This is a genomic window from Streptomyces sp. NPDC003697, from assembly GCF_053587115.1.
Genome location: NZ_JBSFNN010000003.1, coordinates 1 through 23,624 on the forward strand (window position 1 = coordinate 1; position 23,624 = coordinate 23,624).

Here is a 23,624-nt window from a genome sequence, read left to right on the forward strand (position 1 = left end):
GGCGTTGACTTTTGGCACGCTGTTGAGTTCTCAAGGAACGGACGCTTCCTTCGTACTCACCCTCTCGGGCTTTCCTCCGGGCGCTTCCCTTCGGTTTTTCCGACTCTATCAGATCTTGGCGATCCGATTCCCGGCCGGCGGGATATGCCGCTGAGTTTCCGGCTTCCGCCGTCGCCCTTTCGACATTCACTACGTTAGCCGATTCCCCGGCTCGATTCATAATCGAGGTCCGCGAGTTCGTATTCGGATGTGCGTGCACGTCCGAAGCGACCCCGCCGAGGGGTGACTGTGAGTAGTGGGTTGGCCGCTCCGGCTGCAGGCGATCGCCGTACCCGGTTCAGCGGCTTGGGCTACGTTACGCACCTCGCCCGCCCAAGTCAACCTCTACGCCGCCTCGGCGCATGAGCCCGGTAGGGGCTCACCGTCGGGTCGTCGGCGATCCAGTAGCGCCAGGGCTGCACGCCCCCGTCTCCGGCCACCCCTGTGCGCGGACCGTTGCGCACCTGGCCGGACGGAACCGGCGTGCCGGTGAGGACGCGCAGGGGTGTCTCGCCGGTGGCGCAGGCGTCGGTGCCGTCGAGGGCCCGGTCCACGTCGAGCGCCGTGGCCAGACGGGCGGGGCCCTTGGCCAGTTCTTTGTCGTTGCGGGCCGACGTCCGGCGGACACGGGCCAGCTCGGCGCCCTCGACGATCTCGCCGGCCCGCAGCAGAACCGCGCTCGCCCGACCCTGCGGTCCGCAGACCAGGTTCATGCAGTGCCACATGCCGTAGGTGACCCACCAAGCACGTGTGTCGTTTCCATCGGCAAGGCAACGACAAGCAGGAGACATGCAGTGCGAGCGATCATCTACGCCAGGCTCAGCCCCACCCCGAGGGGCGAAGAGTCCAAGGGTGGGAACCTGACACAGCAGGTCGAGCTGAGTCAGGCGCTGTGCGACCGGAACGGCTGGTCCGTCGTAGCCGTGATCGTCGAGAAGGACACGTCGGCCTCCACCAAGCGGGGAGCCGAGCGAAGCGACGAGTGGGAGCGCGTCAAGGCTCTGGTGCAGGACGGCAGGGCAGACGCCATCGTGTCTCGCCACTACGACCGCATGTACCGCACCCCCTGGGATCTTGAGGACCTGGTGGACCTGGCCGAGGCGACCGGCGTCACGCTGGCCGCCGCACAGGCTCCGGGAGTGCTCGACCTGTCCACCCCGTCCGGCCGGCTCGCTGCTCGCATAGGCGCTGTTGTGGCTCGCAACGAGACCGAGATGCGAGTAGAGCGTCAGATGCTCGGACACCAGCGCCGCAGAGAGTCGGGGAGGCCCTTCTGGAGTACTCGCCCGTTCGGCTTCGAGCGTGACGGCAGGCATCGTGAGGCAGAGGCGCAAGCCCTACGGCAGGCGTACCGGGATGTCCTGACCGGTGTCTCCCTCTGGTCCATCGCGAAGGACTGGAACGCTCGTGAACTGCTCTCACCGCACGGCAACGAGTGGCGCAGCTCGAACCTTCGGGGTGTCCTCCTGAAGCCGCGGAACGCGGGTATCCAGACGTACTCGCAGTGGGTCGAGAGGCCGGACGGGAAGCGCGTGCGGCTGACCGAGGAGACCGGCGCGGGCAACTGGGAGGCGATCGTCTCCGAGGGCGTGTTCCGGGCCGTGGTCAGCTACCTGAGCGACCCCGAGCGCAACACGGGCGGCGGCGGCAAGCGCAAGGCCCTGTTGTCCGGCGTGGTCCGCTGCTCGAAATGTCGGGCGGTCGCCACTCAGGGGTGGAGCAAGAAAACCGCGGCAGGCGAGCGATACCGCATCTACACCTGTTCAGGTGGCCGATGTATCACCTGCCCGGCAGATGCTCTTGACTCCCTCGTTGTCCGGAAGGTCATCGACAAGGCGGAGGAGGGAACGCGGCACCGGCCACGGATGCCGCAGCCGAGGAGCGAGAGGCCGAACTGCTGGCCGAGGAGACTGCCGCATCCGGGAGGCGCACCGCTCTGGCGGAGATGTTCGCCGTAGGGGATATCGACGCGTCGACCCTGCGGACGGGTATCGGCAGGTGTGACGCCGACCTGACCAAGATCCGGGCCGAGCTGGCAGACCTGGCAGCGAAACGGGTGCGCGTCGACCTGGGCGACATCGAGTACCTGTGGGAGGAACTGGACTACGAGGACCCCGACCGCATCGACTACGTGCGGACCGTCGTCACGCAGGTCTGCGAGCGGGTCGAGCTGATGCCGCGCGGTCGAGGGGTCCGAAGCTTCAAGGCCGAGCACTGCCGGATCACGTTCCGGAACCCCTGATCCGGTCACGAGGGCCGAGCCTGGTGCCGGCGCTCAGTGAGCATGGGCCCTGTCTGACGCAAGTCGGGCAGGTCCCATCGTCGTACTCGGCCAGGAAGAACCGGACATCCCTGAGAGCTTCTGTGCGCCTCCCTCGCCCCCCAGTTCATGCAACAACGTGCATTGGGTCGCGTTGCCGAGTCGGTTCCACCGGCGAGCCGGGAGCAAGGCGCACAGCGGCTCAGGATCCGGCGGACGGCTTGGCTCTCGGGCTCAGCCTGTACGCCGAGACCGTCGGATCACCGGCAAGATAGAACCGGTGCTGCCAGTCGTGGGCCTTGCTCACACCTACCCGAGGACCAACCTGGATGAGCGCGGCAGGTACAGGCTCGCCCTCGGACAACACGACCGAGGTACCTGTCAGGAGGTCCGCGCCGTTGTGCTCGCCCGTGATGCCAAGAGCCTGGCAGAAGTTTCCCGGACCTCGGGCAAGCCGTGGACTCTCGACCCTCTCCCCTCGCCGCTTGCGTGCCAGGTCTTCCCCCTCGATGACCCTGCCTGCCCGGATGAGGACCGCTGTGGCGATGCCGTCTGCCCCGGTGACGACGTTGGCGCACCAGTGGAGACCGTGAGACCGGTAGACGTACAGATGTCCTGCGGGTCCGAACATGACGGCGTTTCGGGGTGTTCTGCCTCGGTAGGCGTGGGAGGCGGGGTCGGCAGCGCCGGAGTACGCCTCGGTCTCCGTGACCGTGATGCTCACGGTTCCTTCGGGAGTCTTGTGGGTGAGGATGGCGCCGAGCAGTCTGGGGGCGACTTCTTCAGCGGGGTAAGCAAGATCCGCAACGTTCATGCTGACCGCCTTGACACGCCATAGGTGAAGTACACGTACACGTGGTCGAAGAACTCCCTGGGCAGGGGCATGCGGTCGGAGGTCGCGAACATGCCGTCCGAGCGTAGTGCAGGGGGATCGGTGCGCGCGGGGTGGCCAGGGGGCCCCGCGTCCTGCCAGGGTGCGGCACGGAACCGGCCGCGGCCGGGGCGCGTTTACAGGGATCAGGGATCCACACGTAGAGGGAGAGTCATGGCGTTCAAGAAGCTGCTCGCGAGCCTGGGGGCCGGCGGGGCTTCCGTCGAGACGGTGCTGCACGAGGACAACGTCGTGCCGGGCGGTGTCGTCCAGGGCGAGGTACGCATCCAGGGCGGGTCCGTCAACCAGCAGATCGAGGGGCTGTCGGTCGGTCTGCAGGCCAGGGTCGAGGTGGAGAGCGGCGACCAGGAGTACAAGCAGGACGTCGAGTTCACCAAGGTGCGGCTCGGTGGTGCCTTCGAACTGCAGGCGGGGGCCGTGCACGCCGTGCCGTTCGGTCTCGAGATCCCGTGGGAGACGCCGGTCACGATGATCGACGGGCAGTCCCTGCGCGGCATGCACATCGGTGTGACCACGGAGCTGGAGATCGCGCGCGCCGTGGACTCCGGTGACCTGGACCCGGTCAACGTGCACCCGCTGCCGGCGCAGAAGGCGATCCTGGACGCCTTCATCGGTCTGGGCTTCCGCTTCAAGAACGCGGACATGGAGCGCGGTCACATCCGCGGCACGCGCCAGCGGCTGCCGTTCTACCAGGAGATCGAGTTCCACCCGCCGTCCCAGTACCGGGGCCTCAACCAGGTCGAGCTGAGCTTCGTGGCCGACGAGCACGCGATGGACGTCGTACTGGAGATGGACAAGAAGCCGGGTCTGTTCAGCGAGGGCAGCGACACGTTCCGGTCGTTCCAGGTGGGTCTGCACGACTACCAGGGGACCGACTGGGCGGCGTATCTGCACCAGTGGATCTCCGAGGTCGGCAGCAGGCGCAACTGGTTCTGAGGGCTGTCGCGTAATCCGCGGTGGATCAGCGCGCGGCGTCGGATGCGGTGCATCGCACGGCGGAGGGTCGTCCTCGTACCGGGGGGTGTTCGGGTGATCCGACAACGCGGCGAGGTGCCGGAGCTGTCGTCGTGCGCCCGCCGGGGAGTGCGGGACAGCCCTTATAGGCTCTGGAACCGGTGACTCCGTTGCTCGCGAGTCATCCCAGAACCGATCAGGAGGTACCGAGGTGACCGAGCTCAAGAGGCGGCCGCTCCCCCATGACTTCCATCCGCCCGTGCCGTCCTTCACGGTGACGAGCGACGACGTCCAGGAAGGGGCGACGCTCAAGGACGCTCAGGTCCACGCGGCGGGGAACACCTCGCCGCACCTGCGCTGGGAGGGCTTCCCGGCCGAGACCAGGAGCTTCGCCGTGACCTGCTACGACCCGGACGCCCCGACGGGCAGCGGGTTCTGGCACTGGGTCGTGTTCGACATCCCGGCCTCGGTGACGGAGTTGCCCGCCGGTGCGGGCAGCGGGAGGTTCGAGGGTCTGCCCGAGGGCGCGGTGCAGGCGCGGAACGACTACGGGACGAAGGACTTCGGGGGTGCCGCGCCGCCGCCCGGGGACGGACCGCACCGTTATGTGTTCACGGTGTACGCCGTGGACCAGGACCGGCTCGGTCCGGATGCGGATGCCTCTCCCGCGGTGGTGGGCTTCAACCTGCGGTTCCACGCCATCGCGCGGGCCCAGCTGATCGGCGAGTACGAGAACCCCGCGCAGGGCTGAGCAGCCGGCCGGGCGTTCACCGGACGTTTGCCCGCCTTCGGTCATGGAAGTGATCGGGGGCGGGCACTTTTGTCTCGGGGGACGCGCGGGTCGCCCTCCCGGGGGGAAGGGATATTGCGTTGTCCCTCCCGGCGTGCCCGGCCAGAGTTGGTCCCAGCCCGCCAGGGGGTGGGCCGGTGCACACGGGAGGTGGGCAGGTATGCGGGACACGCTGGTACTCAACGCGAGCTTCGAGCCGCTGTCGACGGTGACTGTGAATCGAGCCGTCGTTCTGGTGCTCCAGGACAAGGCCGTCGTCGAGCAGGCCCACCCCGAACTGCGGATGCGGGGAGCCGCGGTCGACATACCCGCGCCCCGGGTGATCCGGCTGTGCAGGTACGTGCGCGTGCCCTTCCGAAGACGAGCACCGTGGTCGAGGCGGGGTGTGCTGGTGCGGGACCGGCACCGGTGCGCGTACTGCGGCGGCCGGGCGACGACCGTGGACCACGTGGTGCCGCGGTCGAGGGGCGGGCAGGACACCTGGCTGAACACGGTGGCGTCGTGTGCGCAGGACAACCACCGCAAGGCGAACCGGACGCCGGAGGAGGCGGGGATGCCGTTGCTGCGGCAGCCGTTCGAGCCGAGCCCGGCGGACGCGATGCTGCTGGCGCTGGGGCAGGCGGAGTTGGAGGCGCTGCCCGGGTGGCTGGCGCACGGCGCCGCCGCCTGACGGCCGGCCTGGGCGGCCGAGGTGCTCGCTCGGCAGCGGGCGGCCGGTCGTGGGCGCGTGGGGCGGCTGTCCCCGCGCTCCGGTCGGGGGCGCGGGGACACTTCGCGGTCGTGGGGGCGGGCCTCAGTCGATGCGCGGGCGCTCGCGGCGTTCCGTGCCGCCGCTCTCCGCGGCAGCGGAGGGGCCACTGCCGCCCGAACCGCCGCCCATGGGGCCGAAGTTGCCCATGGCGCCGGACAGGCCCTTGAGGGCGTCACCGATCTCGCTGGGGACGATCCAGAGCTTGTTGGCGTCGCCCTCGGCGATCTTCGGGAGCATCTGGAGGTACTGGTAGGACAGGAGCTTCTGGTCCGGGTCGCCGGCGTGGATGGCCTCGAAGACCGTGCGGACGGCCTGGGCCTCGCCCTCGGCGCGCAGGGCGGCCGCCTTGGCCTCGCCCTCGGCGCGCAGAATCTGGGACTGCTTCTCGCCTTCGGCGCGCAGGATCTCGGACTGCCGGACACCTTCGGCCTGGAGGATGGCGGCGCGCTTGTCGCGGTCGGCGCGCATCTGCTTCTCCATGGAGTCCTGGATGGACGTCGGCGGCTCGATGGCCTTGAGTTCGACGCGGTTGACGCGGATGCCCCACTTGCCGGTTGCCTCGTCGAGGACGCCGCGCAGGGCGGCGTTGATCTCCTCGCGGGAGGTCAGGGTGCGCTCGAGGTCCATGCCGCCGATGATGTTGCGCAGCGTGGTGACGGTGAGCTGCTCGATCGCCTGGATGTAGCTGGCGACCTCGTAGGTGGCGGCCCGGGCGTCGGTCACCTGGTAGTAGATGACGGTGTCGATGTTGACGACCAGGTTGTCCTGGGTGATGACCGGCTGGGGCGGGAAGGGTACGACCTGCTCGCGCAGGTCGATGCGGTTGCGGATGGTGTCGATGAACGGGACGACGATGTTGAGCCCCGCGTTCAGCGTGCGTGTGTAGCGGCCGAAGCGCTCCACGATGGCGGCGCTGGCCTGTGGAATGACCTGGATTGTCTTGATCAGGGCGATGAAGACCAACACCACCAGAATGATCAAAACGATGATGACCGGTTCCATCGTCCCGCTCCCCGTCTCCTTCTCCGCCTCGGCGTTCTCGGAAGATCCTATGGACTGCTGAAGATCTTGCTGGTCGAGTCTGACAGACCGTCGCGTGCCGTGTGGGGTGTTCGGTCCAGTTGCGCCATCCCGCGTTGTCCGAGGTCACATGACGATCGCGGTGGCTCCCTCGATGTCCACGACGTCGACTTCCTCGCCGGGTTCGTAGCTGCGGCCGGTGTCGAGCGCGCGTGCCGACCAGACCTCGCCGGCGAGCTTGACGCGGCCCCCGGAGCCGTCCACACGCTCGAGGACGACGGCCTGTCTGCCCTTCAGTGCGTCGACGCCGGTGGCGAGTTGGGGGCGCTGCCTGCCGTGCCGGTTGGCGATGGGCCGCACGACGGCGATGAGGGCGACGGAGACGACAGCGAACGTGAGCACCTGGGCCACGACGCCGAAGCCGAGTCCCGCGACGACTGCCGCGGCCACGGCGCCCACCGCGAACATGCCGAACTCCGGCATCGCGGTCACCACGAGCGGGATTCCGAGCGCTGCCGCGCCGACGAGCCACCACACCCATGCGTCGATGTCGTTCACACGCTCATGGTAGGTCCGCCGGTCTCACGCGGACAGGGCACGAGGGGGCCGGATCAGGTCAGCGGCAGGCCCTGGGCGGTCCAGCGGTCGCCGACCTGCTCGACGACCAGCGGCAGGCCGAAGCACAGGGAGAGGTTGCGCGAGGTGAGTTCGAGCTCCAGTGGGCCGGCGGCGAGGACCTTGCCCTGGCGGATCATCAGGACGTGGGTGAAGCCGGGAGCGATCTCCTCCACGTGGTGCGTGACCATGATCATCGAGGGGGCGATCGGGTCGCGGGCGAGCCGGCCGAGGCGGCGGACCAGGTCCTCGCGGCCGCCCAGGTCGAGCCCGGCGGCGGGCTCGTCGAGGAGCAGCAGCTCGGGGTCGGTCATCAGGGCGCGGGCGATGAGGGTGCGCTTGCGCTCGCCCTCGGAGAGGGTGCCGAACCTGCGGTCGAGGTACTCGGTCATGCCGAGGCGGTCGAGGAAGGCGCGGGCGCGCTGCTCGTCGACGGCCTCGTACTCCTCCTGCCAGCCGGCGGTCATGCCGTACGCGGCGGTGAGCACGGTCTGCAGGACGGTCTGGCGCTTGGGGAGCTTCTCGGCCATGGCGATGCCGGCGACGCCGATGCGGGGGCGCAGCTCGAAGACGTCGGTGCCGGGCCTGCCGAGGGTCTCGCCGAGGATGGTGGCGGTGCCCTTGGTGGGGTAGAGGTAGCTGGAGGCGACGTTGAGGAGGGTGGTCTTGCCGGCGCCGTTGGGGCCGAGGATGACCCAGCGCTCGCCCTCCTTGACCGACCAGGAGACCTGGTCCACCAGAGCCCGGCCCTCACGGACCACGGATACGTCCTGAAGCTCCAGAACATCGCTCATGAGCGCGTTGTCTCCCCTTGCAGTGTGCCGGTCTCGGCTGTCGCTCGCGTACGCCTGCGGCTCGGTCAGCCGCGCCGGTGGGCGCAGCCCACTGGAAAATCTACGCCACCGGCCGGGGACACCGTTCCGGCGGTCCGGTCCTTAGGGTGGAGGGCATGTTCTCGGAACCGCGTTCTGGACGCCTCGCCGCTTGGGGAAACGCACTCCTGGCCGGGATCGTCTCACCGGACGACGCCGTACTGGCGATCGTCGGGGACGATGCCGTCCACCGGGTTCAGGGGCTGCCCGGCGAGTCGGCGCCGGTCGGGCTGACCCTGGCGCTGGGGCGGTTGCGCGCGCTGGGGGTGAGTGGGCTGCGGGTGGCGCTGCCCGCGCCGGGGCATCCGCTGGGGCTGAGCGGGCCCCCGGAGTTCAACGCGCGGGCGCTGGAGGCCGAGGAGGCCGTGGTCTGTCACGGCGCCGCCGTCGGCCTGGTGCCGGAGGTGTACGAGGCCGGGCCGGAGGGTGACGTGCACGTCGAGGTGGTCTGGCATGTGCTGCCGGTGCGGGAGGCGCCGCCGGCGGACGTGCCGGCGCTGGGCGAGGCCGAGCGGGAGCTGGCGGAGGCCCTGCGGGAGGCCACCGAAGTGTTGTCGCGGCTGGACGTCGCCGGGTCGGGGCCGGTGGCGGAGGCGGCGATCGACGCGTACCGGGCGCGGGCCGAGGGGACACGGGGGCGGGGGGTACTGGCTCCGGGGTATCCGCCGCGGGCGGTGCGGGTGCTGGAGCTGGCGCAGCGGGTGGGGCTCCTGGTGTCGCTGGCCACGGAGAACGGGCACGGGGGCGCGGTGAGTGCGTCGGAGATGGGGGCGCGGGCGGCGGCGTTGCGTCCGGTGGAGCGGACGGCCCGGCGGGCGCGGGTCGCGGCGTACAACTCCGTCGTGGAGGAGCGGGAGAGAAGGGCGTACTGAGGCGGGTGGTGGGCGGCGCCGCGGTCGGGGCGTTCCCGCGACGGTGGGCGTCTCGGAGCGGAGGGGGATCTTCCGTACGCCTGGAGGAGAGGGTCAGCCGGTCACGCCGTGCCGTACGGCCCACAGCGCGGCCTGCGTACGGTCCGCCAGGTCGAGCTTCATCAGGATGTTCGACACGTGCGTCTTGACGGTCTTCTCGGAGAGCACCAGCGCACGCGCTATCTCACGGTTCGAGCGGCCGTCCGCGATCAGGCCGAGCACCTCGCGTTCCCGCTCGGTGAGCGAGCCCCCTCTGCCGTGGCCGGACTGGCCCTCCTCCTGGGACAGCAGGGCACCCGCGACCTCGGGTTGCAGCAGGACGTGCCCGGCGTGCACGGAGCGGATGGCCGCCGCGAGCGCGTCGGGGTCCACGTCCTTGTACACGTACCCGGCCGCGCCCGCCCGCAGGGCCGGCACCACGGTGCGCTGTTCGGTGAAGCTGGTGACGATCAGCACACGTGCCGGGTTGGCGAGTTCCCGCAGCCGCCGCAGGGCCTCGACGCCGTCCATGACCGGCATCGTGACGTCCATGAGGACGACGTCGGGCCGCAGTTCCTCGGCCCGGGCGACGCCGTCCGCGCCGTCCGCGGCCTCGCCCACGACCTCGATGTCGGCCTGCACCTCCAGGAAGGTGCGCAGGCCCCGGCGTACGACCTGGTGGTCGTCGACGACCAGGACCCTGATCGGTTCAGCCACCGGGGACCTCCATCTCGATCGTGGTGCCCTTGCCGGGCGCCGATTCCACCGTCAGCGTGCCGCCGACGCCGCTCGCCCGGTCGCGCATGGAGACCAGGCCGAGATGGCGTCCCGCCCGGGAGACCGTGCCGGGCTCGAAGCCGGCGCCGTCGTCGGCGACCCGCAGGACGGCGCCGTAGCCGCGGCGCTCCAGGGTCACGTCGACGTGCCGGCCCCCCGAGTGGCGCAGCGCGTTGTGCAGCGCCTCCTGGGAGACGCGGAGCAGGGCCTCCTCCTGCGCGGCCGGGAGCGCCCTGACGCTGCGGGCGGTGAAGGTGACGCGTGCGGTGTGGGCGCGGTCGAGGACCTGGATCTGGGTGCGCAGGGTGGCGACCAGGCCGTCCTCGTCGAGGGCCGCCGGACGCAGCTCCACGACGGCGGCGCGCAGTTCGTCGGCGGCCTCCGCGGCGAGCGCGGCCACCTGGTGCAGTTCCTCCCTGGCGCGCGCCGGGTCGCGGTCGACGAGCGCGGTGGCGGCCTGGGCGGTCAGACGCAGGGAGAACAGCTTCTGGCTGACGGCGTCGTGCAGCTCGTGCGCGAGGCGGGAGCGCTCCTCGGCGATGGTGAGCTCACGGCTGCGTTCGTACAGGCGGGCGTTGGTGAGCGCGATCGCGGCGTGCTGGGCGAGGATCGACAGCAGTTCCTCGTCCTCCTCGGTGAAGCCGCAGCTCCCGAGCGGTTTCCGGCAGTCCTTGTTCGCCAGGAACAGTGCGGCGATCACCTCGTCGCCGTCGCGGACCGGCATGCCCAGGAAGTCCGACAGCTCGGGGTGGGCGGCCGGCCAGCCCTCGAAGCGGGGGTCCTTGCGCACGTCGGCGAGGCGCTCGGTCCGCGACTGGCGCAGCATCGCGGCGAGGACGCCGTGCTGGCGCGGGAGCGGGCCGATCGCCCGCCACTGCTCGTCGCTGACGCCGTCGACCACGAACTGGGCGAAGCCGCCGTGGTCGTCCGGGACGCCGAGGGCGGCGTACCGGGCGTCGAGCAGCTCGCGGGCCGAGGCGACGATCGTCTTCAGGACGTCCCGCACTTCCAGGTGCCTGCTCATGGCCAGCAGCGCGGAGCTCACCGCGGCGAGGCCGGACCGGGGACCTTGACTCATGCCGTCACGGTACCGGCGGTGCGGCGGCGGGGACCGGGCCGGCCGTCCCGGCGGCCGCTGCCGCCGGAGCGGTCGGGGCGGCGCGTGGGTGTGAAGGGGCCGTGGGCGAGCAGACGCTCCGGCACGACGTTCGGCGACGGGCATCCCGTCCGCGTGGAGAAGCCGCTCACCCAGCGCGTTGCGAGGGCAACGGCCGGTGAGGCGCGGGCGCCCACGGTGTGAGGACGGGCATAGGGCGCAGATCACGTACGAAGGGGCCTAGGAGACTCAGCAGACCCGTATGAACGGGACATACGACCCTGTCGGCCCCGCCTCACCGATTCCTGCACGACGATCCGGCATAGTACGTCACACCTTTGCCTGGAGTTTTTGCGGCCGCTAAGAATGGCTCTCGTCGCTCAGCGCTGCGGGTTCGGCCCGCGGCGTTCTTGCGGTAAGGCCACTGCCACCGCCGTCCGAGGAGCGACCTCCGCGCAACTCGAAGAGGTCCATTTCGCCATGCCCGAAAACAACGTGCTCCAGCGCAGTCGTGCCCTGGCCAAGTCCCTCACCAGGTCCCACAAGCTGGCCGCCGCCGGTGTCGCCACCCTCGGTGCCGCCGCCATCGCCGTCTCCGCCGCCCCGAGCCAGGCCGAGTCGACCGTGGCCCAGGCTCCCGCGTCCGCTCCGGTGCGCTTCAGCTCCGAGCCGATCAAGGACGTCAAGGCCAGCGTGACCGACCAGCTCGCCACCGACAGCCTGAAGGTCCAGGCCATCGAGGCCAGGAAGCAGGCCGTGGCGCAGGCCGCCGCCCAGCACCGGGCCGCGGCGCAGGCCGCCGCCCAGCACCGGGCCGCGGCGCAGCAGAAGGCCGAGGCCGCCCGCAACGCCGCGCAGGCCGCCTCCCGGGCCGCGGCGCGTCCGCACGTGGCGCCCGTCGCCGCCAAGAGCTACGGCAACAACCTGGACGGCTGGATCCGGCAGGCGCTGGACATCATGGACCGGCACGACATCCCGGGCTCCTACAGCGGCCTGCACCGCAACATCATGCGGGAGTCCTCAGGCAACCCCTACGCCATCAACAACTGGGACATCAACGCCGTCAACGGCATCCCGTCGAAGGGTCTGCTTCAGGTCATCCCGCCGACCTTCGCCGCCTACCACGTCTCCGGCACGTCGAACAACATCTACGACCCGGTCGCCAACATCGTCGCCGCCGCCAACTACGCGGCCGACCGCTACGGCTCGATCGACAACGTCAACAGCGCGTACTGAGGTCGGCGCGGACCTCTGAGACACGCAGAAGGGCGGCACCCGCGGGTGCCGCCCTTCGTCGTGCGGGAACGGGCGGCGCCCCGGCGAGGTGCCGCCCGTCGTCGTGCGCAGGGGTGCCCGGCACCCCTGCGCGCACGACCTCTATTTGCGCATGACCTCCGGTTCGTGACGGCGCAGGAAGCGCGCCACGAGGAAGCCGCAGAGGACGCCCAGCGCGAGCAGGGCGGCCATGTCCATGCCCCACGCCGAGACCTGGTGGTCCCACAGCGGGTCCGTACTGGTCGGGTCGTCGCCGTTCGGGGCGATGTCGTTGAAGTCCAGCGTGGTGCCGGCGGCGGCCACCGCCCAGCGCGACGGCATCAGGTACGAGAACTGATTGACGCCGACGGTGCCGTTCAGGGTGAACAGGCAACCGGTGAACACGACCTGGATGATCGCGAACATCACGAGCAGCGGCATGGTCTTCTCGGCGGTCTTCACCAGCGAGGAGATGACCAGGCCGAACATCATCGAGGTGAAGCCGAGCGCCATGATGGGCAGGCACAGCTCGAACAGCGTCGCATCGCCCAGGATCAGGCCCTCTTCGGGGATCTCGCGGCTGGAGAAGCCGATCAGACCCACCATGAGTCCCTGCAGCACGGTGACGGCGCCGAGGACGACCACCTTGGACATCAGGTACGCCGAGCGGGACAAGCCGGTTGCGCGCTCCCGCTCGTAGATGACCCGTTCCTTGATCAGCTCACGGACGGAGTTCGCGGCGCCCGCGAAGCACGCGCCGACCGAGAGGATCAGCAGCACCGTGGTGGCCGTGCCGTTCGGGATGTGCACCCCGGTCTTCGGGTTCACCGGGTTGACCAGCAGGCCCTTGTCCGAGTCGATCAGCAGGCTGACCGCGCCGAGCACCGCGGGCAGGACGACCGTCAGCACGAGGAAGCCCTTGTCGGAGGCGATGACCGACACGTACCGCCGGATCAGGGTCAGCAGCTGCGAGCCCCAGCCCTGCGGCTTGGGCGGCCTGACCGCCTGCGGCGGAGGCATGTGCGCGGACTGCGGGGCGACGGCGTCGATGTCCGCGGCGTACATCTGGTAGTGCTGCGAGCCCTTCCAGCGGCCGGCCCAGTCGTAGTCGCGGTAGTTCTCGAAGGCGGAGAAGACGTCGGCCCAGGTGTCGTAGCCGAAGAAGTTCAGCGCCTCCTCCGGCGGGCCGAAGTAGGCGACGGAGCCGCCCGGCGCCATCACCAGAAGCTTGTCGCACAGCGCCAGCTCGGCCACGGAGTGGGTGACGACGAGGACCGTGCGGCCGTCGTCCGCGAGGCCGCGCAGCAGCTGCATCACGTCGCGGTCCATGCCCGGGTCGAGGCCGGACGTCGGCTCGTCCAGGAAGATCAGCGACGGCTTGGTCAGCAGTTCCAGGGCCACCGAGACGCGCTTGCGCTGACCGCCGGACAGGGAGGTGACCTTCTTGTCCTTGTGGATGTCGAGCTTCAGCTCGCGCAGCACCTCGTCGATGCGGGCCTGGCGCTCGGTGGCCGTGGTGTCGGCCGGGAAGCGCAGCTTGGCCGCGTACTTGAGGGCCTTCTTGACGCTCAGCTCCTTGTGCAGGATGTCGTCCTGCGGGACCAGACCGATGCGCTGGCGCAGTTCGGCGAACTGCTTGTAGAGGTTGCGGTTGTCGTAGAGGACCTCGCCCTGGTCGGCGGGGCGGTAGCCGGTGAGCGCCTTGAGCAGGGTCGACTTGCCGGAACCGGACGGGCCGATGACGGCGACGAGCGACTTCTCCGGGACGCCGAAGGAGACGTCCTTGAGGATCTGCTTGCCACCGTCGACCGTCACCGTCAACTGGCGCGCGGAGAAGGAGATCTCACCGGTGTCGACGAACTCCTCGAGTCGGTCGCCGACGATCCGGAACGTCGAGTGGCCGACGCCGACGATGTCGGTGGGGCCGAGCTGCGCCGAGCCGCCCTTGGGGATCGGCTGGCCGTTGACGTAGGTGCCGTTGTGGGAGCCGAGGTCGCGGATCTCCATACGGCCGTCGGGCATCGAGTGGAACTCGGCGTGGTTGCGGGAGACCTGCAGGTCCGAGACGACCAGGTCGTTCTCCAGGGCGCGGCCGATGCGCATGACGCGGCCGAGGGAGAACTGGTGGAACGTGGTCGGGCTGCGGTCGCCGTGGACCGGCGGCGCCCCCGCGCCGCCACCGGGGCCCTGCTGCTGCGGAATCGACGCCGAGTGCGCTGCCTGCTGCGGCTGTTGCCAACCGGGCTGCGGGGCCTGCTGGGCCCAGCCGGCGTTCGCGCCGTGGGCGGCGTACGGCTGCTGCTGGGGCTGCGCCTGCGGTGTCGCGACGGCGGCCGCGGCGCCGGAGAGGCCGAGGCGCGGTCCGTCGGTGGCGTTGCCGAGATGGACGACCGAGCCGGGACCGATCTCCACCTGCTGGACCCGCTGCCCCGCCACGAACGTGCCGTTGGTGCTGCGGTGGTCCTCGAGGACCCAACCGCGGCCGTTGAAGCTGATCGTGGCGTGACGCCATGAGACCCTGGCGTCGTCGAACACGATGTCACCCTGCGGATCGCGTCCCAGGGTGTAGGACGTGGACGCATCGAGCGTCCAGGTCCGTCCGTTTGATTCCAGTACGAGTTCCGGCACTCCATGCCCCACTGAGTTGTCCCCCGAATTACCCCCGTCGCAGGGAGTCTAGGGATGTCGAACATCGGGGGGAACTATGACAGGCTCCGCTCTCCGACCGGAAGTCGGGCCGTGGGGAGCGTGCGCGGGGCGCGCTTCCACTGCCTTCGCCGGCGGGGTTGAAACCGGCCCGGAGAGTGGTAATCCACGCGAGGGGGACATGCGCGGCGGCCGGGCCGCGTCCGTGGATCGGGGGTTGGCCATGAGCGCTGCCACGACGGCCGACAGGGCGCGGCAGGACGCCCGTCTGCCGTGGCGGGACATCCTGCCGGCCGCGATCACCTCGGTGAGCTGGGCGTTGTCCGGGATGGCGGCGACGGCCGCGGTCGGTGCGCATCTGCTCGGGATGGACTCGGGCGGGTCGCCGGCGCCGATGGCCGCGGCGCTGATGGCTCTGGCGGTGGGGGGCTCCGTCACAACGTCCGGCGAGGTGTCCGCGTTCGGATGGGAAGGGGCCCGGGCGCACACCGCCGTCGAGGCCACGCCTCTGGGGGTGAGCCTCGTCGGTGCGCTCCTGCTGTCGTACTTCTTCCTGCGGTCCCTGCGCGGGGCGGGAGCGGTGATCGCGCCGTCCCGACTCCTCGTGCGCGCCGCAGCGGTGGTGGTGCTGTTCGTGGCGGCACTGGGCGCGCTGGTCCGGGCGGGCCACGGAGTCGTCGCGATCGACGGCGGTGCCGTCGGGCTGGACCGGGTGACCGGCGGCGGTGGATCCGGGGGCCCGGAGATTCCCGGCCTGGGGAACGCAGGGGACATCGGCGGTCTGCTGCCCGACGCGATCGGTGATCTCGTCGACGTCCGGGCGGCGATCGCCTTCTCCGTACGCACCGCACCCACCCTGCTCGCCGCTGCCGGCTGGGCGGCCGGGGTCCTGTTGCTGGCGCTGCTCACCTCGCGCCGCACTCCCCTGCCGCGCGGGTTCGAAGCCGTCCACCGAGTGGTCCGGCCGGCCGTGTCCGCGCTGGCCGGGGCGCTGCTGGTCGCGGTGGCGGCGGGGCTCGCCGCGGCGGCGTACGCGGCGGCCGGCGACGCCCACCCCGGGCGGGTCGTGGGCGCGGCGCTGCTCGGGGCGCCCAACGGGGTGTGGTCGGGCCTCCCGCTCGGCCTGTTCGTGCCGTCGGACGGCACGGCGACGGGCGCGCTCGCCCGGCTGCTGCCCGGCCCCTTGGACACGGTGCTGACCGCCCGCCCCGGCCGGCCGGTCACGCTGGAACGCCTGGCCGCCCTGGACGGGCGGGTGTGGCTGCTGGCGGTGGGGGCGGCGGCGGCGATGCTTCTGGCGGGGGTGCTGACGGCGGTGCGGACGCCGCCGGAGAGGGCGGGGGCGCGGGCACCGTCGCCGGGGACGGGGGCGCCCGGGTCGCCGGTGCCGGCGGGTGGCGGGCGGGCGCCGCTGCCGGCGGCGGCGGCCGAGTCCTGGGCGGTCGGGGGTCCTGGTTCCGGTTCCTCGTCCGTAGGCGGCCCCGGCGCCCTCCGCGGTCCCGGCGGGCTTCGTTTCGTCGGGCAGTGCGCGGTGCGGCTCGGGGTGGTGACCGCGCTGGTGCTGCCCCTGCTCGTCCGGTGGACGGAGGTCTCCCTGAGCGCCTCGGTGTCCGTGCTCGGCATCGACGCGCTCGACGCGGGGATCGACCTGCACGGGCACGGGGGCACGGCTGCGCTGCTGGGCGCGGTCTGGGGCGCCGGGGCCGGGGCCGCCGGCGCACTGCTGGCGCGGGCGACGGGAGCCGCCGGGCGGCGCGCCGCGCCTCTGGCACGGGGTGACGGGCGCATCGCGGCTACGGCGAAGGGCCGCGGGCCCGCAGGGCCGGCGGGGTCGCCAGGGAGCGGAGAGCGTGCGGGGCACAGCGGTGTCGGGTGGGACGGCTCGGGGGGAACCCTGCCGGACCGGCCGTGGGGCCCGTACGGCGCACGGCCGCCGGACCGGCCCGGGCCACAGCCGCAGGACGCCCCGCCGCCGGACCGGCCCTGGGGCCCGTACGGCGCCCCGCTGCCGGGCAGGCCGAGGTGGGAGCCGTCGGGGGCGCCGGCTCCGGACGGCCCGGGGCGGGAACCCCGGGACACCGGACCGCCCGACCGGCCCCCGCGGCCGGTCCAGGACACTTGGCCACCCGACCGGCCTACGCGGCCACCCCGGTACACGGAGCCACCCGGGCGGCCGGTGCAGGAGGAAGGGCCGGACGCCCCGTCCGGCGACCTGTACAGCGCGCCCACGGTGGCCGGTCCCCTCCTGCCGCCGCCGCTCCCACCGCGGCCCCGCCTCCGCCCCATGGACTGGCCGCCGCCCCCTCCGGACGAGCCTCCCGCGCCCCCACCGCCACCGCCCGGGGCGCCGGGCACGTGATCACGGCCGGGGAGCACGGCCGGACGGACGGCAGCGGCGAACCCCTGCCCGCGGGCGGCTGAGGGGCCGCGGCGAGGACCGGCGTCCGGCGTGCCGGGAAGTCCCCGGCACAACCCGAGCCGTAACCCGCCGGGCACCTGGTGGACAGCAGGAGTTCCCTGTCCGTCAGACGGACCGGACGGGCGGGAGGCACCGCGTGCCGGATACGGTGGAGGCACCATGAGCGCTTCGCAGACCTCCGACGTTCCCACGCTTCTCGTCAAGATCTTCGGGAAGGACAGGCCCGGCATCACGGCCGGCCTCTTCGACACTCTGGCGGCCTTCTCCGTCGACGTGGTCGACATCGAGCAGGTCGTCACGCGCGGCCGGATCGTGCTGTGCGCGCTCGTGACGCATCCGGCGGCCACCGTCGAGGGCGACCTGCGGGCCACCGTGCACAGCTGGGCCGAGTCGATGAAGATGCAGGCGGAGATCATCTCCGGTCACGGCGACAACCGGCCGCGCGGCCTCGGACGCTCCCTGGTCACCGTCCTCGGCCACCCGCTCACCGCGGAGGCGGCCGCCCAGATCGCGGCCCGGATCACCAAGGCCGGCGGCAACATCGACCGGATATTCCGGCTGGCCAAGTACCCGGTGACCGCGGTCGAGTTCGCGGTGTCCGGGGTGGAGACGGAGCGCCTGCGCACCGCCCTGGTGACGGACGCGGCGGCTCTCGGCGTCGACATCGCGGTCGTCGCGGCGGGCCTGCACCGCAGGGCGCAGCGGCTGGTCGTGATGGACGTGGACTCCACGCTCATCCAGGACGAGGTCATCGAGCTCTTCGCCGCGCACGCGGGCTGTGAGGACAAGGTCGCCGAGGTCACCGCGGCCGCGATGCGCGGGGAGCTGGACTTCGAGCAGTCGCTGCACGCGCGGGTGGCGTTGCTGGCGGGCCTGGACGCGTCGGTCGTGGACAAGGTGCGCAGCGAGGTGCGGCTGACGCCGGGCGCCCGCACCCTGCTCCGCACCCTGAAGAGGCTCGGCTACCAGGTCGGTGTCGTCTCGGGCGGGTTCACCCAGGTCACGGACGATCTGCGGGAGCGGCTGGGGCTCGACTTCGCCCAGGCCAACACGCTGGAGATCGTCGACGGAAAGCTCACCGGCCGGGTCACCGGCGAGATAGTGGACCGGGCGGGCAAGGCCCGGCTGCTGCGCCGGTTCGCCGCCGAGGCGGGCGTCCCACTGGCGCAGACCGTCGCGATCGGCGACGGTGCCAATGACCTGGACATGCTGAACGCGGCCGGTCTCGGGGTCGCCTTCAACGCCAAGCCGGTGGTGCGCGAAGCCGCTCACGCGGCGGTGAACGTGCCGTTCCTCGACACGGTCCTGTACCTGCTCGGGGTCACCCGGGAAGAGGTCGAGGCGGCGGACGCGCACGAGGAGGACTGAGCGCGGAGCGCGGGCCGCGGGACCGGGCCTCGCGGGGTCCGGTCCCGGAGCGGGAACGGGCCGCCCGAGCCGGGCCCCGACGGCAGTGGGCGTGGGCCGCCGGGGATCTTGCGGGCCCGCTGACACGAGCACGGGCGGGCGGGCCGGCGCCGGCAAGGTCCCGCCGGGCCCCGGTCACCCGAGCCCCCCGCGGAGCCGGTGCCGGCGTGGTTACTCCGTCGGCGCCCAGTAGTCGGCCAGGGTGGCCGCGGCCGGCTCCAGCCTCTTCCAGGCGCCGTCGAAGGAGAGGACGGCGAAGGCGGCGGCCGGGAACCCGCGGCGGCTCATCCGCTCGCGGGCGTCGCTGTCGGCCGACCCGGACAGCACCTCGGCCAGGCCCTGGATGCCCGGGTTGTGCCCGACCAGGACCACGTTCCGCACGTCGTCCGGGATCTCGTTGAGCACGGCGATCAGCTCGCCCGGCGAGGCCTCGTAGATCCGCTCCTCATAGACGGTTTTCGGCCGATGGGGGAACTCATGGACGGCGATCTTCCAGGTCTCGCGGGTCCGGGTCGAGGTGGAGCACAGGGCCAGATCGAAGGAGATGCCCGTGTCGGCCAGTTTGAGCCCGGCCACCGCGGCGTCCTTGCGGCCCCGCTCGGCGAGCGGTCGCTCATGGTCGTTCACCTGTGGCCAGTCGGCTTTCGCATGCCGGAAGAGGACGATACTGCGGGGTTCTGCGACGCTCATGGAACCCAGCTTCGCATGAAACAGGCCACGCGGCGCAGGGAGTTGACATGCGGATTCTCTGGGTGGGGCGGTCGCGCGCGGCGATCGCGGGAGCCGCGCGCGGGGTCCCCCGCGGGCCGTCTCAGCGGGCGAGCAGTTCCTGGGCGCGCTCGAGCAGCTGGGTGATCGCGGGATCGGCCGTGGCCGCCTGGGCGTGGGACGGGTTCAGCAGGAGGACGAGCAGCGTGGTGAAGGCGAGCACCGGCAGGGCCAGGGCCCACCACGGCAGCCGGGTGTCGGTGCCGCCCGGGGCCGCCGGGTGGTGCCGGGTGTGCGTACGGGCCGGCATGATCGCCTCCGCTGGTCTCCGAGTGGTCCGTGGTCCGCGCCCCGCGGTCACACCTCGAAGTTACGGACCCGGCATCCGTCGGCCCATCCGGTGACCCACCCACTTGACCCTGAGCCGCGCCCCCTAGGGGATGGGGGGACAACCCCACCATCGGCCCGCGGGGAGCGGGGTCACGGAGCGACGAGGGTCGCGACGACGGCGATGACGGCGAAGATGGCGAAGAACGCGCCGAAGACGATCAGCATCTTCTTCTGGCCGTTGCGGGGGTTCGGCTCGAGCACTGGCATACGGCAAGTCTCGCACCCGGCGTCCGGAAACCGGGCCGCGGGGGACCGTCAGCGCGCCGCGCCGCCCGGGGGGCCTCCGCGGGGGCATGGCGCGCCGCGCCGCCCGGGACCGCCCGCCGGCCGCCGCCCTCAGCGCTGCGCCTCGTCCTCCACCGTGCGGTCGCGCCCCGCCAGGTAGCCGACCACCATCTGCGGCAGCATCAGCGCGCTCATCAGGGCGATCGGCAACCCCCAGCCGCCGCTGCCCTGGTACAGGACGCCCACCAGCAGGGGGCCGGGGATCGAGATCAGATAGCCGGTGCTCTGCGCGAACGCCGACAGCTGGGCGACGCCCGCGCCGGTCCTGGCCCGCATCCCGACCATGGTCAGCGCCAGCGGGAAGGCGCAGTTGGACACGCCGAGCAGCAGGGCCCAGGCCCAGGCTCCCGCGGCCGGCGCGAGATACAGGCCCGCGTAGCCGGCGAGGCCGCAGACGCCGAGCACGAGCGCGATGGGGCCCTGGTGCGGCAGCCGGGTGGCCAGCCGCGGGATGACGAAGGCGAGCGGCACGCCCATGACCATGGTCACGGCGAGGAGGACGCCGGCCGTGCCGGCGGGCACCCCCGCGTCGCGAAAGATCTGCGCCATCCAGCCCATGGTGATGTAGGCGGCGGTGGCCTGGAGGCCGAAGAAGACGGCGAGTGCCCAGGCGGTGCGGCTGCGGGTGATGCGCAGCGCGGCCGGCTGCCCCTCCGGCGGCGCGGCCGGTTGCCCCTCCGGCGGCGCGGCCGGTTGCCCCTCCGGCGGCGCGGCCGGCTGCCCCTGCTCCTGCCGCGGCGACGTCCGCGGAATCTGACGGTCCCGTACCAGTGGCAGCCACGGCAGCACGGCCACCGCCGCCAGCACCGCCCACACGGCCAGGCCCGGCTGCCAGTTCCCGCCCAGCGCCCCGGTCAGCGGCACGGTCGCGGCGGCGGCGACGGAGGTGCCGAGGGCGAGAGCCATCGAGTACAGACCGGTCATGGGACCGACCCGGTCGGGGAACCAGCGCTTGACGATCACCGGCATCAGGACGTTGCTCACGGCGATGCCCATGAGGGCGAGGGCGCTGGCCGCCAGGAAGCCCGGCGTGCCGCCGGCGTACGGCCGGACCGCCAGTCCCACGGCGATGGCGGCCATGCCGGCGCACACCACCGCGGCGGGTCCGAAGCGGCGGGCCAGGCGCGGCGCCGTCACGCCGAAGACGGCGAAGCACAGTGAGGGCACGGAGGTCAGCAGTCCGGCCACGCTGCCGCTCATGCCGAGCCCGTCGCGGACCTCCTCGAGGAGCGCGCCGAGGCTGGTGATGGCGGGCCGCAGGTTCAGTGCGGCCAGCACGATGCCGACCACGACCAGGCGTATCGCCCATCCGGACGGCGCGGTGGGGCCGGGTTCCCGGGGGGCGGCGGTCGCGGCCGGGGTTCGTTCGGTCGTCGGCGTCGTCCGGGTTTCCTCGCTTGCCATGGGGCACATCATAGAATCATGGGATGACGTGTCCACGGCCCGGCCGACGCCCGCCGGGCCCCGCGTGCGAAGGTGTGTCATGCCGCTGAGCCATCCCCGCCGGTCGGTGTTGTCCGAGCAGGTCATCGCCGAGCTGCGGAACCAGATCACCTCGGGCGAGTGGCCGGTCGGCTCCCGCATCCCGACGGAGCCGGAGCTGGTGGAGCAGCTCGGCGTCGCCCGCAACACCGTCCGGGAGGCGGTCCGCGCACTCGCGCACAACGGCCTGCTGGACATCCGCCAGGGCTCCGGCACCTACGTCGTGGCGACCAGTGAGCTGGCGGGCGTGATGCACCGCCGCTTTGCCGGCGCCGATCCACGGCACATCGCCGAACTGCGCTCCACGCTGGAGTCGGGGGCGGCGAAGCTGGCCGCCGAGCGGCGCACCGAGAGGGACCTCAAACAGCTCGACGCGCTGCTCGTACGGCGCGAGGAGGCGTGGGAGTCCGGGCACGCGGAGGCGTTCGTGGCGGCGGACGCCACCTTCCACCTGGCAGTGGTGGCCGCCTCCCACAACGACGCCATGACGGCGATGTACGCGGACCTGGGCGAGGTGCTGCGGGACTGGCTGCGCGCGGACGTCGGGCCCGGGCTGACGCCGGAGACGCGCATGGACCACACGCGGCTGCTCGACGCGATCCGCGCGGGCGACGCCGAGTCGGCCGCCGCGGAGGCCGCGAGCTATCCGCTGTCGTGCCGCCCGGGCCGGTTCAGCCGGCCCGCTGGTGACTGATCCACGCCGAGGCGACCTCCGCCCAGCAGCGGCCGGTCAGCCGCACGGTCTGGGCGGGGTCCGCGTCGACCGGGGACCCGTCGCTGTCGAGGTCCCACCAGCGCGCGCACTCGACGTGCAGGCTGACCCGGTCCGGCCCCGGGTAGGGATTGTGGCAGTAGGCGGTGACGTGGGAGCCGCTGACGCGGGTGCGGCAGGCGGCTCCGAACGGCTCGGGGCTCGCGGCTTCCCGGACCCGGGTGAGCGGATGCGGCATCGCTTCACAGGGCAGGGCGAGCACGAGGGTGACGGCCGCGGTCACTGAGGCCACGCTGCTGGACAGGCGCACAAGGGGACCTCCTCGGCCGGGCTGGGGAGGAAAGCGCGGGGGAGGGCGGACCACGCACTCCCAGCGTGCCGGGCGGGCACGTCCCCCGCCCGGTGGGATGAGCCGGACGGGTGACGCACTCCCCCACGCCTTCGCCGGCCCTGTCCCCCCGTCGGCGCGGGAGGCCGCTCCACCGACGCCGGGTCCGCTCCCCCGACGCCGAAGGCCCGCGCCCCCGGTCGTCGGGGGCGCGGGCCTTCGGGCGCGGGCTTTGCCGCCCGGGTGCGGTCCGGGCGATTCCGCTCAGGCGCCGATGGCGTGCAGACCGCCGTCCACGTGGATGATCTCGCCGGTGGTCTTCGGGAACCAGTCGCTCAGCAGCGCCACGACACCGCGGCCGGCCGGCTCGGGGTCCTTCAGGTCCCACTCCAGCGGGGAGCGGGTGTCCCACACGGAGGCCAGCTCGCTGAAGCCCGGGATGGACTTCGCGGCCATGGAGCCGAGCGGGCCCGCCGAGACGAGGTTGCAGCGGATGTTCTGCTTGCCCAGGTCGCGCGCCATGTAGCGGCTGGTGGCCTCCAGGGCGGCCTTGGCCGGGCCCATCCAGTCGTACTGCGGCCAGGCGAACGAGGCGTCGAAGGTGAGGCCGACGACCGAGCCGCCGTTCTGCATCAGCGGCAGGCAGGCCATGGTCAGCGACTTCAGGGAGAACGCCGAGACGTGCATCGCCGTGGCGACTGACTCGAACGGCGTGTTGAGGAAGTTGCCGCCGAGCGCGTCCTGCGGCGCGAAGCCGATGGAGTGGACGACGCCGTCGAGGCCGCCGAGCTCCTCGCCCACGACGTCGGCGAGCCGGCCGAGGTGCTGGTCGTTGGTGACGTCGAGCTCGATGACCTTGGTGGGCGCGGGGAGCTTCTTGGCGATGCGCTCGGTCAGCGTGGGCCGCGGGAACGCGGTGAGGATGACCTCGGCGCCCTGCTCCTGGGCCAGCCTGGCGGTGTGGAAGGCGATGGAGGCCTCCGTCAGCACACCGGTGATGAGGACGCGCTTGCCCTCGAGGATTCCGCTCATGGTGA

General features: G+C 72.0%; 24 protein-coding genes. 10 read left to right on the forward strand and 14 right to left on the reverse strand.

Translation table 11 applies throughout. The features are described from left to right. Positions 1-377: 377 nt before the first annotated feature. A complete protein-coding gene (locus tag ACWDNY_RS01610) occupies positions 378-908 on the reverse strand; it encodes a DNA-3-methyladenine glycosylase (protein ID WP_451643808.1) in 531 nt (176 codons plus the stop codon). On the opposite strand from ACWDNY_RS01610, the gene ACWDNY_RS01615 reads away from it, so the two are divergent. Further along, positions 834-1,997 (forward strand): recombinase family protein, encoded by a 1,164-nt coding sequence (locus tag ACWDNY_RS01615; protein ID WP_451643673.1) that lies wholly within the window; start codon positions 834-836, stop codon positions 1,995-1,997. The genes ACWDNY_RS01610 and ACWDNY_RS01615 overlap by 75 nt on opposite strands. Continuing rightward, positions 1,985-2,281: a hypothetical protein gene (locus ACWDNY_RS01620; protein WP_451643674.1), complete on the forward strand. Its 297-nt coding sequence runs from the start codon at positions 1,985-1,987 to the stop codon at positions 2,279-2,281. Before ACWDNY_RS01615 ends, ACWDNY_RS01620 begins: the two co-directional genes overlap by 13 nt. 220 nt (positions 2,282-2,501) lie before the next feature. On the opposite strand, the gene ACWDNY_RS01625 is transcribed toward ACWDNY_RS01620, so the two are convergent. Then, positions 2,502-3,113, reverse strand: a complete 612-nt coding sequence (locus tag ACWDNY_RS01625; protein ID WP_451643675.1) for a DNA-3-methyladenine glycosylase — start codon at positions 3,111-3,113, stop codon at positions 2,502-2,504. A gap of 231 nt (positions 3,114-3,344) precedes the next feature. Between ACWDNY_RS01625 and ACWDNY_RS01630 the strand changes: the two genes are divergently transcribed. From ACWDNY_RS01630 to ACWDNY_RS01640, 3 genes are all read left to right on the forward strand, one after another. After that, positions 3,345-4,127: a sporulation protein gene (locus ACWDNY_RS01630; protein ID WP_451643676.1), complete on the forward strand. Its 783-nt coding sequence runs from the start codon at positions 3,345-3,347 to the stop codon at positions 4,125-4,127. Between the two features lie 229 nt (positions 4,128-4,356). Beyond that, entirely contained in the window at positions 4,357-4,896 is a 540-nt protein-coding gene (locus ACWDNY_RS01635) for a YbhB/YbcL family Raf kinase inhibitor-like protein (protein WP_451643677.1), read from the forward strand. 199 nt (positions 4,897-5,095) lie between these two features. Then, a complete protein-coding gene (locus ACWDNY_RS01640; RefSeq protein ID WP_451643678.1) occupies positions 5,096-5,605 on the forward strand; it encodes an HNH endonuclease in 510 nt (169 codons plus the stop codon). Positions 5,606-5,728: 123 nt separating this feature from the next. Here ACWDNY_RS01640 and ACWDNY_RS01645 read toward each other — a convergent pair whose 3' ends face one another. From ACWDNY_RS01645 to ACWDNY_RS01655, 3 genes are all read right to left on the reverse strand, one after another. After that, entirely contained in the window at positions 5,729-6,688 is a 960-nt protein-coding gene (locus ACWDNY_RS01645; protein WP_451643679.1) for an SPFH domain-containing protein, read from the reverse strand. A gap of 144 nt (positions 6,689-6,832) precedes the next feature. Continuing rightward, positions 6,833-7,264 carry an NfeD family protein gene (locus ACWDNY_RS01650; RefSeq protein ID WP_451643680.1) on the reverse strand — a complete coding sequence of 144 codons (432 nt, stop codon included), beginning with the start codon at positions 7,262-7,264 and terminating at the stop codon, positions 6,833-6,835. 53 nt (positions 7,265-7,317) lie between these two features. Then, positions 7,318-8,115: an ABC transporter ATP-binding protein gene (locus ACWDNY_RS01655; RefSeq protein WP_451643681.1), complete on the reverse strand. Its 798-nt coding sequence runs from the start codon at positions 8,113-8,115 to the stop codon at positions 7,318-7,320. A 155-nt stretch (positions 8,116-8,270) separates the two neighbouring features. Between ACWDNY_RS01655 and ACWDNY_RS01660 the strand changes: the two genes are divergently transcribed. Beyond that, positions 8,271-9,065, forward strand: coding sequence for a hypothetical protein (locus ACWDNY_RS01660; protein WP_451643682.1), 795 nt, complete (start codon positions 8,271-8,273; stop codon positions 9,063-9,065). Positions 9,066-9,158: 93 nt separating this feature from the next. On the opposite strand, the gene ACWDNY_RS01665 is transcribed toward ACWDNY_RS01660, so the two are convergent. Continuing rightward, positions 9,159-9,800, reverse strand: a complete 642-nt coding sequence (locus tag ACWDNY_RS01665) for a response regulator (protein WP_451643683.1) — start codon at positions 9,798-9,800, stop codon at positions 9,159-9,161. Further along, entirely contained in the window at positions 9,793-10,938 is a 1,146-nt protein-coding gene (locus ACWDNY_RS01670; protein WP_451643684.1) for a GAF domain-containing sensor histidine kinase, read from the reverse strand. Before ACWDNY_RS01670 ends, ACWDNY_RS01665 begins: the two co-directional genes overlap by 8 nt. Positions 10,939-11,436: 498 nt before the next feature. Between ACWDNY_RS01670 and ACWDNY_RS01675 the strand changes: the two genes are divergently transcribed. Continuing rightward, positions 11,437-12,192: a transglycosylase SLT domain-containing protein gene (locus ACWDNY_RS01675; RefSeq protein WP_451643685.1), complete on the forward strand. Its 756-nt coding sequence runs from the start codon at positions 11,437-11,439 to the stop codon at positions 12,190-12,192. A 141-nt stretch (positions 12,193-12,333) separates the two neighbouring features. On the opposite strand, the gene ACWDNY_RS01680 is transcribed toward ACWDNY_RS01675, so the two are convergent. After that, positions 12,334-14,850 carry an FHA domain-containing protein gene (locus ACWDNY_RS01680; RefSeq protein WP_451643686.1) on the reverse strand — a complete coding sequence of 839 codons (2,517 nt, stop codon included), beginning with the start codon at positions 14,848-14,850 and terminating at the stop codon, positions 12,334-12,336. 229 nt (positions 14,851-15,079) lie between these two features. Between ACWDNY_RS01680 and ACWDNY_RS01685 the strand changes: the two genes are divergently transcribed. Both ACWDNY_RS01685 and serB read left to right on the forward strand, forming a co-directional pair. Beyond that, positions 15,080-17,215: a streptophobe family protein gene (locus tag ACWDNY_RS01685; protein ID WP_451643687.1), complete on the forward strand. Its 2,136-nt coding sequence runs from the start codon at positions 15,080-15,082 to the stop codon at positions 17,213-17,215. A 219-nt stretch (positions 17,216-17,434) separates the two neighbouring features. Beyond that, entirely contained in the window at positions 17,435-18,643 is a 1,209-nt protein-coding gene (serB, locus tag ACWDNY_RS01690) for a phosphoserine phosphatase SerB (RefSeq protein ID WP_451643689.1), read from the forward strand. 210 nt (positions 18,644-18,853) lie between these two features. Here serB and ACWDNY_RS01695 read toward each other — a convergent pair whose 3' ends face one another. The 4 genes from ACWDNY_RS01695 to ACWDNY_RS01710 form a co-directional block, all read right to left on the reverse strand. Next, positions 18,854-19,372 carry a SixA phosphatase family protein gene (locus tag ACWDNY_RS01695; protein WP_451643690.1) on the reverse strand — a complete coding sequence of 173 codons (519 nt, stop codon included), beginning with the start codon at positions 19,370-19,372 and terminating at the stop codon, positions 18,854-18,856. Between the two features lie 121 nt (positions 19,373-19,493). Then, positions 19,494-19,700, reverse strand: a complete 207-nt coding sequence (locus tag ACWDNY_RS01700; RefSeq protein ID WP_451643691.1) for a hypothetical protein — start codon at positions 19,698-19,700, stop codon at positions 19,494-19,496. 170 nt (positions 19,701-19,870) lie between these two features. Next, complete coding sequence (locus ACWDNY_RS01705) at positions 19,871-19,987, reverse strand: SGM_5486 family transporter-associated protein (protein WP_451643692.1); 117 nt, start codon at positions 19,985-19,987, stop codon at positions 19,871-19,873. A 129-nt stretch (positions 19,988-20,116) separates the two neighbouring features. Beyond that, complete coding sequence (locus ACWDNY_RS01710) at positions 20,117-21,481, reverse strand: CynX/NimT family MFS transporter (protein WP_451643693.1); 1,365 nt, start codon at positions 21,479-21,481, stop codon at positions 20,117-20,119. Positions 21,482-21,548: 67 nt separating this feature from the next. Between ACWDNY_RS01710 and ACWDNY_RS01715 the strand changes: the two genes are divergently transcribed. Beyond that, a complete protein-coding gene (locus tag ACWDNY_RS01715; RefSeq protein ID WP_451643694.1) occupies positions 21,549-22,241 on the forward strand; it encodes a FadR/GntR family transcriptional regulator in 693 nt (230 codons plus the stop codon). Here the strand turns inward: ACWDNY_RS01715 and ACWDNY_RS01720 are convergent. Both ACWDNY_RS01720 and fabI read right to left on the reverse strand, forming a co-directional pair. Then, a complete protein-coding gene (locus tag ACWDNY_RS01720; protein WP_451643695.1) occupies positions 22,219-22,569 on the reverse strand; it encodes a hypothetical protein in 351 nt (116 codons plus the stop codon). The two genes, ACWDNY_RS01715 and ACWDNY_RS01720, sit on opposite strands and share 23 nt — an antisense overlap. Before the next feature lie 282 nt (positions 22,570-22,851). Further along, positions 22,852-23,619 (reverse strand): enoyl-ACP reductase FabI, encoded by a 768-nt coding sequence (gene fabI / locus ACWDNY_RS01725; protein WP_451643696.1) that lies wholly within the window; start codon positions 23,617-23,619, stop codon positions 22,852-22,854. Between the last annotated feature and the right edge of the window lie 5 nt (positions 23,620-23,624).